A 6,973-nucleotide genomic window follows, 5' to 3' on the forward strand; every position below is an offset into this window, starting at 1 on the left:
GCGGGCAGGGCGCGGGACTGATTGCCCCCGCACCCCGTTAGCTACACCGCCGGGAAGCCCCGCCCTCTATTAGGGGCTAGTGACTAGTGACTAGTGGCTAGCCACTATCCAGGGTGAGAGTCGGGATGAAAGGCGGGGACATGATGTTTTGTCCTTGACTGGTGCCATAAACATAAAAAGTAGCGGGGTTTTATACACTGCCGCTATAAACATCAAGTACAGGGTGGTGGGGCATCCCGTCCTTTTCGCGCTAGCAGCGCGGAGCGCTAACCGGAGTCACTGTTCGCGTCAGCGGGACGGAGTCCTTGAAGCCCGCACTCTCTCGCTTTAGCGGCGCGGAGCGCTTTGCATCAGCATGAGTGCGGGAGTATGTCACTTAAACCAGAAGCAGATCTCAGCTTTTGCCCAGCTTCAGCATCTGATCCACCACCCCTAGGGTTTCTTCGTAGAGGTAGTCGGGGCCAAGCCGCTGCAACTCGGCAGCCAGCAGGGTGTCGAGGGAATCCTGCTCCAGGGGAGCCACCTGGCGAACCACACATCTCTGAGCGCCCCCCATGGCTTCCATGCGCATACACCCTGTGATTTCGGAGCACAGCACAGTACAGGCGTCGGCTTCTTGGTTGCTGGAGGTGAGGCGCAGCCCGATGAGATCCCCCGGCTGGCTGATTTCCGAGGCCAAGGGCACAGCGGCCAGTTCTGCCATCACCTCGCCGCCCATTTGGGTTTGAAAGCGGATGCGGTCAATCTTGTAATCGTGTTCTTGAGCCTGAACCCGCTCTGTGGGAGTCCATCCCAGGCGACCGGCCAGCCAGCCCAGGAAAAGGAACGCTTGGCAGGGATTGCCGGCTTTGTAGTCGAGGTTCACGCGATCTACGAGGTATAGGGACTCCCGCCGGTCGGGAGGGTCAAAGGCTTGGGCGGTGAGTTCCTGCCAAGGCAGCAGCCGCCGCCAGTTGAGATCCCCACAGTGGCGCCCCTCACCCACCAAGAGGTGGATTTCCTGCAGATCTTCTTCTGGATTGACAAAGCCCCGTGAATCGACGATGACCCGGTTGCTCAGAGCCACCAATTTTTGAAACAGCAAGCTGTTCAAATCCAGATCCCCTTGCCACCACAAAAAGGTGGGCAAGTTGGGGATCAGCAGCGAGGCAACGGTGCTGCAGGCCCGCACAAAGGCCGATTCGGGCGCTTTCAGGGTGATGTATTCGCAACAGACCAACGAGCTGCGCTGCTCACGGGTCACCGGACAGTAGGCGGCCACCTGGGCCTCGATGGCGTCGTCTGCAGATCCCTCTCGTTTGGCTCGCAGGTCAATGACGCGACAGGGGTTTTGGGTGGCGATGGCCTCGACGGTGGGAGAAGGTAGCAACAGCGCATCGTCCAGAGATTCGTACACCACCAGGGTAAAGGTGGCAGCGCGGGCGGCAACGCTCTCTCCTTTGGAAGACCAGATCTTGTTCAGCTCCTGCTCAATATCTTCGATGGAGACATCTTTCGGGGTTTGTAGGGGCAGGACGGCAGCAGATTGATCCATAGTCTCCTCCTGGAGTGGACTCTTGCTCGATTCTAGGCAGGGGGGTCGGCTGGCCGGGAAGGGCTTAAGGCGAGGTACAGATTGACCAACTCAAGCCTGCTCTCCGCACTTGCTCCAGGAAACTCGAGGCTCAAGCAGGCCGAGGCTGGATGTTCAGCTCCAAGGGGCAGGCGGGATCCCCTGTCAAGAGCACTCCGCGGCCATTGGCGTGCAAGTGCCGCACAATCCAGTACAGGGTTTCTATGCGCTCCGGGCAGCCCAGTTTCTCTGCCAGTTGGGGCAAAGTCAGGGATCCCTGCTGCTCCTGCACCGTCTCTAGCAATCGCCGTTGCAGCTCCAAGACGGCGCTGGCGGCTTTTTTGCCTGCTTCCACCCCCGGTTGATGGTAGGCGTTGATCTGGATTAGGGAGGCATAGAGGCCCACGGCTCGTTCGTAGAGGGCGATCAAGGCCCCCACCGAGCGGGCATCTACCCGTGGCAGCGTCACGGTAATGGAGTCGCGACCGTTTTCGTAGAGGGCCTGGCGGGTGCCCTGCAGCAGGCCGTTCAGGTAGTCGCCACTGGTCACCTGCGGCTCCACGAAGGGGGAAGGGATCCCAGGCTCCCGATCCTGAAGCACCTCGATGAAGGTGACAAAGAAGTTGTTCAAGCCATCCCGCAACTGCTGGACGTAGGCATGTTGGTCGGTGGTGCCCTTGTTGCCGTAAACGGCGATGCCCTGCTCCACACGGTTGCCGTTTAGATCGTGGGATTTGCCCAGGGATTCCATCACCAACTGTTGTAAGTAACGGCTAAACAGCAGCAGGCGATCCTTGTAGGGCAAAACCACCATGTCCTTGCGCCCTTGCCCTTGACCGACGATGTACCAGGCCATGGCCAGTAGAGCGGCGGGATTGCGCTCCAGGTGGGGCAGGCGGGTGGCCTCATCCATGGTGGCTGCCCCGGCCAGCAAGGCCCGGATATCAATGCCCTGCAACGCTGCCGGCAACAGGCCCACCGGGGACGTTTCGGAGGTGCGCCCCCCCACCCAGTCGAAGATGGGGAAGACCTCCAACCACCCCTCCTGCCGCGCCTGCTGCTCCAATTGGCTGCCGGGGCCGGTGATGGCCACCGCATGGGCAGAAAAAGGGATCCCGGCTTTTTGGTAGGCCAGCTTCACCTCCACCAAGCCATTGCGGGGCTCTGGGGTGCCGCCGGATTTGGAGGTGGTGATCACCAGGGTTTGCCCCAGTTGGTCTGCCAGCCGCCCCAGCACCCGGTCAAACCCGTCGGGATCCGTGTTGTCGATGAAGTGGATGTTCAGGGGGGGGTGCAGCGGAGCCAGGGCCTCCGCCACAAATTGCGGCCCCAGAGCTGAGCCGCCAATGCCGATGCAGAGCAGCTCGGTGAACCGTCCCCCCCCGCTGGCCGGGATGGTTCCGCGATGGATCTTTTCGGCAAAGGTTTCCACTCGCTCAATGGAATCCTGAATGGCCTGCCGGATTTCAGGGGTGGGAGCCAGCTCGGGCGCCCGCAGCCAATAGTGGCCCACCTGGCGGCTTTCGTCGGGGTTGGCAATGGCTCCTGCCTCCAAAGCCTGCATATCGGCAAAAGCCTGGGCAAAGCGAGGCCGTAGCGCTTCCACCTGAGGGGGAGTGAAACGGATGCGGCTGATATCGACGAAAATCTCCAGGCCGGGATGGTAGTAAAGCCAATCGCAGTAGCGCTGCCAGAGTTGGAGGCTGTCCATGGGATCCCTTTTGCCGAAATCCCTAACCAGCTTACCAAACTCTTTCTTACTCCCAGCCGAGGGTCGTGCGCTCCAGCCAGGACTGATCCAAACTGACCAGCGCCTCTTTGACCCCCACACCGGTCTCAGGGTGACGCCAGTCGGGAGCGATCTCCCCCAAGGGAGCTAAGACAAAAGCACGTTCCATCATGCGGGGGTGGGGCAACGTCAGCTCAGGGCTGTTCAGGATGCGGCTGCCCATGGCCAGCAGATCCAAATCCAGGGTTCTGGCCTCCCAGCGGATGCGCCGCACCCGTCCTGCCTCCTGCTCGATGGCCAGCAGCGCCCCGAGCAACTCCAGGGGAGACCGGTAGGGGGGAAAGGGATCCAACGCCACCACTGCATTGAGGTAATCAGGCTGTCCGGGTGGCCCCCCTTGGGCTGGGCTGCGGTAGAGACTGGAACAGGCCACCACCTCTCCCAACCGGCGCAACTTCTGCACAGCCAAGCGCAACTGCTGCAGCGGATCCCCCAAGTTGCTTCCCAGGGCAATGTAGGCCAGGTCGGGATTCATACAGATCGGCGACGGTCGATCTCTACGTAAACATCATCGAACAGCCCCGGCAGGGGAGCTTGGGGCTTGTGAACCCGCACGGTCAGGGCCTCCAGCTGGGGATAGCTCTGCCACAGCCGCTCTGCAATCTGGTCTGCCAAGGTCTCGATCAAGCGGCGGCGCTGGCCGGTCACCTCTTGCCGCACCATCTCATACACTTGGGCATAGTCCCCATCTCATACACTTGGGCATAGTCCACTGTGCCAGAGAGGTCATCCTGGATCTGGGCCAGGGAAAGCTGCATCTCCACATCCACCACAAAGCGCCCGCCCAAAACTGCTTCCTCCGGGCAGTGGCCGTGGTAAGCATGAAAGACAAGGCCCTGGAGCACCAGCCTACCCTGCATCATGGTGCAGAGCTTCCCAAGTGGCGAGGGCGGAAACATGAGCTGGCACGTTATGAACCCGTACCAGGGCAGCTCCCCGGCTGGCCGCAAACAGGTGGACGGCCACGCTGGCGCTGTCTCGCTCGCTGGGCACGGCAATGCCGGAAAGCTTGCCCACAAAACTTTTGCGGGATGCCCCCACCAAAACTGGGTAGCCGTAGGCCACCAGCCGCGGTAGGGCTTTGAGCAGGGTTACATTCTGCTCAGCAGTTTTGGCAAAGCCCAAGCCCGGATCCAAAACAACGCTGGGCACGCCCGCTGCCAGGGCCCGCTCTGCCTGTTCCCTGAGAAAACCGAAAACCTCCCCCTCCAGGTCAGCATAGTCGGTCTGCTGCTGCATGGTGCGCGGTTCTCCCCGCATGTGCATGATCACCGCCGGCACCCCCTTTTCGGCACAGACCTGTATCATTTGGGGATCCCGCAGCCCGCTGACATCGTTGATGATGTGCGCCCCGGCAGCCAAAGCCGCAGCCGCCACCTCCGTTCTGCGCGTATCGACGCTGATGGGGATCCCGGATCCTTCCAGGGCCCGGATCACGGGCAAGACTCGGTCGCATTCCACCTCCACCGATACCGGCTCCGCTCCCGGACGGGTGGACTCGCCGCCAATATCCACGATCAAGGCCCCTGCCGCTGCCATGGCTTTGGCTGCCTGCACAGCCGCTTCTGCAGATCCCCACTGGCCGCCATCGCTGAAGCTGTCGGGGGTAACGTTTAGCACCCCCATCACCCCAACGCCCCGCCAAGAAAGACGGTAGCCCTCCGGCGTCTGTTCTGCCCCAGGCAGAGGACGTCGGGAGATCAAGCTGGTAACACCCATAACCGCTGCAGGCTGCCGTGTTGCAAAAGCAGGGGGAAAAGTCTCCCACTGCCTAGGATGGTATTGCCGTCAATCCCAAGGCTGGCGCAAGCCCAACAGGATTCTACAAAATTTTTTACAACGTCCTTACAGAGCCACGATTGGTGAAAGGCTGCCCCTGCCGGCTCAAGCGCAAGGAATGGCCCCCGCCGACAGAGGAAGCTCTCTCGCTCTGGCTAGAACATGATGTCGTCTTCCGAACGACCCCAAATACACCAAATGATAGAGGCAAAGATCGCCATGTAAACCCAGGCCATCGGGCCGTATTGCAGCAGATCCATCAATACATCCCTAAAACATTTGTTTATCTAGTCCAATTATTGTGATGTTTCGTTACAGCGTCAACCGTTTTCTTAGGAAAAGGCCCCCTCTCAGACCCAGCCGGAGCTGCGCTGGGATCCCTTGTCCAGGGCGGGTTAAGTCTTTTTGCCTAAAGACAGGGAGTAAGTCTTCAGTTTCTGAGAAAACCCAGCTTGCCTGAGAGATGCAGGAGGATAGGGAACTAGACATTGAAGCGGAAGTGCATCACGTCCCCTTCCTGGACGACGTAGTCTTTGCCTTCGCTGCGCAGCAGGCCCTTTTCTTTGGCGGCATTCAGGGATCCCGCCGCCACCAGATCGGCATAGGCCACCGTCTCGGCCCGGATGAAGCCCCGCTCAAAATCGGAGTGGATCACCCCGGCTGCCTGAGGGGCTGTGGCGCCGACTGGAATCGTCCAAGCGCGGGTTTCTTTGGGGCCAGAGGTAAAGTAGGTGCGCAAGCCCAACAGCTCGTAGGTGGCTCGGATGAGAGATTTCAGCCCGCCCTCTTTTACCCCTAACGAATCCAGATAGGCCTGTCGCTCGTCGGGGGGCAGCTCCACCAGTTCCGCCTCCACCTGGGCTGAGACCACCACCACACCTGCCCCTTCCGCCTCGGCAAATTGCCGCACCTGCTCCACCCAGGCATTGCCGCTGGCCAGATCCGTTTCCGCCACATTGGCGGCGTAGATGACTTTTTTACGGGTGAGCAGCCCCAACCCTTTGATCAACTGCTCTTCTTCTGGGCTGAGGGGTACCAGGCGAGCCGGCTTGCCCTCGTCCAAGGCAGCCTGTAATTGTTCCAGAGCCTGCAACTCCAGTTGGGCGGTTTTGTCGGACTTGGCCTGCTTGCGCACCCGCTCTATGCGCCGCTCGATCTGGGCCAAATCCGCCAAGGCTAGCTCCAAGTTGATCACCCCGATATCCCGCAAGGGATCCACCGAACCCGCCACATGCACAATGTTCTCGTCTTGGAAGCAGCGCACCACGTGCACCACGGCGTCCACCTGGCGAATGTGGGAGAGAAACTGGTTGCCCAGACCCTCCCCCTTGCTGGCTCCAGCCACCAGCCCGGCAATATCCACAAACTCGATTTGGCTGGGGATGATCTCGGCAGAACCGCTGATCTTGGCCAGCACCTGCAAGCGCTCGTCGGGCACCGCCACCCGCCCCACATTCGGCTCAATGGTGCAGAAGGGAAAGTTGGCCGCCTCGGCTTTGGCATTTTCACAGAGGGCGTTGAACAAGGTAGATTTGCCTACGTTGGGCAGGCCGACAATTCCAGCTCTCAACATCCAGATCTTGGGGAAAAAGCCAAAAACCAGGGTAACGGGATCCCTTGCCCAGCGGAAAGATCCCTACTCTGACGTTAGCATTTGCCGCCCCTTTCCCAACCGGTGGATCCGCTCCCAAGCGCTCCGCGCCGCCAACGCCACCACCCTCGGCTCCTCTCCCAAGAGAACTGTATTTTTTGTCAGCTGCACAGTGTTGGGCAGCTGAGGTCTTTTGACATCCTCCCCTGCCTGAAGGCCGGAGATTCCTACCACGCTACGCATGGATGGCTCCTTGCGCAGT

General features: G+C 60.4%; 8 protein-coding genes. All 8 read right to left on the minus strand.

Features of this window, described 5'->3' with window-relative positions:
- Positions 1-394: 394 nt before the first annotated feature.
- Positions 395-1,534 (minus strand): glucose-6-phosphate dehydrogenase assembly protein OpcA, encoded by a 1,140-nt coding sequence (locus NW839_RS08110; protein WP_414350034.1) that lies wholly within the window; start codon positions 1,532-1,534, stop codon positions 395-397.
- 130 nt (positions 1,535-1,664) lie between these two features.
- Positions 1,665-3,263, minus strand: a complete 1,599-nt coding sequence (locus tag NW839_RS08115; RefSeq protein ID WP_414350033.1) for a glucose-6-phosphate isomerase — start codon at positions 3,261-3,263, stop codon at positions 1,665-1,667.
- Positions 3,264-3,309: 46 nt separating this feature from the next.
- Positions 3,310-3,816 (minus strand): 2-amino-4-hydroxy-6-hydroxymethyldihydropteridine diphosphokinase, encoded by a 507-nt coding sequence (folK, locus tag NW839_RS08120; RefSeq protein ID WP_414350032.1) that lies wholly within the window; start codon positions 3,814-3,816, stop codon positions 3,310-3,312.
- Positions 3,813-4,004, minus strand: coding sequence for a dihydroneopterin aldolase (locus tag NW839_RS08125; RefSeq protein WP_414350031.1), 192 nt, complete (start codon positions 4,002-4,004; stop codon positions 3,813-3,815). Before NW839_RS08125 ends, folK begins: the two co-directional genes overlap by 4 nt.
- Positions 3,986-4,204: a dihydroneopterin aldolase gene (locus tag NW839_RS08130; RefSeq protein WP_414350030.1), complete on the minus strand. Its 219-nt coding sequence runs from the start codon at positions 4,202-4,204 to the stop codon at positions 3,986-3,988. The genes NW839_RS08125 and NW839_RS08130 overlap by 19 nt, the downstream gene beginning before the upstream one ends.
- A complete protein-coding gene (folP, locus tag NW839_RS08135) occupies positions 4,191-5,060 on the minus strand; it encodes a dihydropteroate synthase (RefSeq protein WP_414350029.1) in 870 nt (289 codons plus the stop codon). Before folP ends, NW839_RS08130 begins: the two co-directional genes overlap by 14 nt.
- A gap of 541 nt (positions 5,061-5,601) precedes the next feature.
- Entirely contained in the window at positions 5,602-6,693 is a 1,092-nt protein-coding gene (gene ychF / locus NW839_RS08140) for a redox-regulated ATPase YchF (protein ID WP_011434459.1), read from the minus strand.
- A gap of 63 nt (positions 6,694-6,756) precedes the next feature.
- On the minus strand, positions 6,757-6,973 hold a 217-nt coding region (locus NW839_RS08145; protein WP_414380569.1), incomplete at its 5' end, for a hypothetical protein.

The organism is Synechococcus sp. R5-15, from assembly GCF_047462035.1.
Lineage (GTDB): Bacteria > Cyanobacteriota > Cyanobacteriia > Thermostichales > Thermostichaceae > Thermostichus.

Excerpts from the sequence above, each read along its gene's own strand:
- NW839_RS08110 (WP_414350034.1), bottom strand. The coding sequence starts at position 1,534 with ATGGATCAATCTGCTGCCGTCCTGCCCCTACAAACCCCGAAAGATGTC.
- NW839_RS08125 (WP_414350031.1), bottom strand. The coding sequence starts at position 4,004 with ATGGTGCGGCAAGAGGTGACCGGCCAGCGCCGCCGCTTGATCGAGACC.
- NW839_RS08115 (WP_414350033.1), bottom strand. The coding sequence starts at position 3,263 with ATGGACAGCCTCCAACTCTGGCAGCGCTACTGCGATTGGCTTTACTAC.
- ychF (WP_011434459.1), bottom strand. The coding sequence starts at position 6,693 with ATGTTGAGAGCTGGAATTGTCGGCCTGCCCAACGTAGGCAAATCTACC.
- NW839_RS08130 (WP_414350030.1), bottom strand. The coding sequence starts at position 4,204 with ATGATGCAGGGTAGGCTGGTGCTCCAGGGCCTTGTCTTTCATGCTTAC.
- folK (WP_414350032.1), bottom strand. The coding sequence starts at position 3,816 with ATGAATCCCGACCTGGCCTACATTGCCCTGGGAAGCAACTTGGGGGAT.
- folP (WP_414350029.1), bottom strand. The coding sequence starts at position 5,060 with ATGGGTGTTACCAGCTTGATCTCCCGACGTCCTCTGCCTGGGGCAGAA.